The 2655-nt window shown below is 35.2% G+C and carries 3 protein-coding genes and 1 other RNA gene; 1 reads left to right on the forward strand and 3 read right to left on the reverse strand.

What is annotated here, in order from left to right; translation table 11 throughout:
* Both J6Y29_04770 and ffs read right to left on the reverse strand, forming a co-directional pair.
* On the reverse strand, positions 1-456 hold a 456-nt coding region (locus J6Y29_04770; protein MBP5427184.1), incomplete at its 3' end, for an aminoacyl-tRNA hydrolase.
* 144 nt (positions 457-600) lie between these two features.
* Positions 601-867: signal recognition particle sRNA large type (ffs, locus tag J6Y29_04775), an RNA gene on the reverse strand.
* 232 nt (positions 868-1099) lie between these two features.
* On the opposite strand from ffs, the gene J6Y29_04780 reads away from it, so the two are divergent.
* Positions 1100-2365, forward strand: a complete 1266-nt coding sequence (locus J6Y29_04780) for a tyrosine-type recombinase/integrase (GenBank protein MBP5427185.1) — start codon at positions 1100-1102, stop codon at positions 2363-2365.
* A 106-nt stretch (positions 2366-2471) separates the two neighbouring features.
* Here the strand turns inward: J6Y29_04780 and J6Y29_04785 are convergent.
* Positions 2472-2655, reverse strand: a 184-nt coding sequence (locus J6Y29_04785) for a hypothetical protein (protein MBP5427186.1), incomplete at its 5' end; no start/stop codon positions are given.

Raw genomic sequence — 2655 nt, forward strand, 5'->3', positions numbered from 1 at the left:
AAACTTTCCCAAAACATAATTAACCAAATCCCAGTTCTCTGGCGGCTTACCTATTCCAACTCTAACCCTAAGAAAATTCTGATTATTTAGCATCGACACAACAGACTTTAATCCATTGTGACTACCAGCACTTCCTGATGGTCTAACCCTTAACTTCTTCCACTCTATATCTATATCATCATATACAATAATCAAATTATCATAAGGTATTTTATACCAATCACAAACTTCTCTAACGCTTTGTCCACTATCATTCATATATGTTTGTGGCTTAACTAGAACAATTTTTTTACCTGAAACTACAACTTCACTTACCAATGCTTTAAACCTTGCCTTCTCTACAGGCATACCATAATCCTGCCTTAGTGCATCCACCACACAAAAGCCCATATTATGCCTTGTCAGTTTATATTCATCTCCTGGGTTCCCTAGCCCCACTACTATAAATATCTCCATAAAACTTCCTTCTTCTTGTAATATGTCCTTGCTCATATATTAAAACCAATTTTTTTAGTTCAAAAAAATTGCCCAAATCTATCAGGCAAACTAAACCAATAAAAGCGATCCATCCTATCTTACAAAATAAATAATATATAAAGACCATGCACCTCACACTCGACTTTTTTACCAGGCGAAAGCAATGTAGCCAGCTCAAACTGGGCACCCCTACACCACATGAAATTTCATACTTACCGCTGCTTTCTTCCGAACCTGACGGGGTTCATATGTTCCCATTGACGTAGGCTCCAATCTTCAACACCGCTTGCACGCAAACAAGCACCAGCAAGAAAAGCCTCATGTAAGGAATTAAATCCTGCTACAGCGGACTGCAGGTACAAGGCACCGCTACCTCCCCATCTAGCATGGTCAAACTTAAGACCAAACAACATAGGACTAACTCCCAACGGAGACCATTCTATCACACAATTTTGCTATTTGCAATATCTATTTTAAAAAAATAACAAAAAATTCCCATCCCAAATTTTAGTATTTTTTACTATGTTATTCTCTTTTAACCTTAAAAAATATACCGATTCAAAAAACAGATTTTTTTATAAATACACCAATTGAAAATCAGAAAATTAAGGAGGAAGTACAAATGAACTCGAGAAAACGTACAAACGGGACTGGATCTGCCGTATATTTAGGCGATAAAAGGAAAAATCCCTGGGGCGCAAGAATTACCTTAGGCTGGGACATTTCAGGACATGTCATAAGACATTTCTTAGGATTTTTCCCGAATAAGCTAGACGCACTTCTTTGTTTACAAGACTACCATAACAATCCCAAGCAAATATATATACCTGAAGATAAATATAATAGGATCAAATTTATAGCAACCTCAGTTGTCTCCCCTATCATTCCCACAAAGAACAAGCGCTCTAAAATACTAAAAGAATCAATTTCTAAAAAATATTATACTTTTTGGAAGATATATGAAGAGTTTTCTGCCATTAAGTTCCCTACCGAAGAGGAAAAGAAGCAAGAAAAGGCACGAAATATCAAAGTCCTAGGTAAATTTAGCTATGGTCATGCTAGACATTTGCGTTCTGCGGGGCTTTACGCATCACAATTACACGACTTCGTGTATGCAGAACTAAAAACATCTCATTTCCAAACTATAATAAATAAAGCTGCCAAGGAAGGATATTCTCATCGTTTTTGTGAATATCTAATTACGCTGTTTAAGAACTTAGACCAATATGCTATCCAAGAAGCCATTATATCAACGGGATTTTCCAAGTATCTAACCAATCCTGCCCTACAAGGGAAAAGAAAAGTCAAAACTATCTTTAGCGCACAGGAAATTATCGCTCTACACGAATATACCCCTAAAACCTCGATCCAGGAACTCTGTCGAGATCTATTTATTTTTGCTTTATATACGGGATGTCGTCCCAATGAAATTTTCTTTACAAAAACTGTAAATATACATCTAGAAGAGAAATATTTTATTACAGGTTCTAAAACACTTGCTGGGAAAAATAGGGAAATTCCTATTCATCCTGAAGCTGCAAAAATAATAGAAAAATACTATATTCCAACAAACGAGTTTTTGTTCATGCATAATAGAAAAGTCATAAGCCCAGACTCCTTTATCCTACACTTCAGGAATTTTTTTGCAAGCGATCCTAGGATGGGCAAACATACTATGCACGAATGTAGACATACCTTTAGAACTGAGCTAGAACGACTAAATATAAAACAAGTCACAATAAATGCAATTCTGGGACATAAAAACAACGATGTTGGTCTTGATGTGTACACTCATGTAACACTAGAAGATAAAATATCTGCAGTAAGCTTAATTGACTATAAAACAAATCCAAATCTCATTCTATTTAATAAAGATGATCATCTTTAAGTTTTTGTGTATTGTAGCCTTTTTGTGGCCCACGAACTATGCTTTGTCTCATATATCATTAGTATATGCGAAATATTTGTGACCTTTTTGTGACCCATAAGATATTTTACATTAGAATTAAGTTTAAAACTAATTTTTTAAAAAATCTCTTTTGTATCAGTGCAGATACTGTCGTAAAATCAATAACTGTATGGAACGGAAACGAGAAAGTAAACTCAATTGGTAGATTCTCAACAGGAATAGCAAACATCGCATTCACTAAGATAGTAACAGTTCCAGCAGGACAAACT

It is taken from the genome of Clostridiales bacterium (assembly GCA_017961515.1).
Classification (GTDB): domain Bacteria; phylum Bacillota; class Clostridia; order Acetivibrionales; family RGIG10202; genus RGIG10202.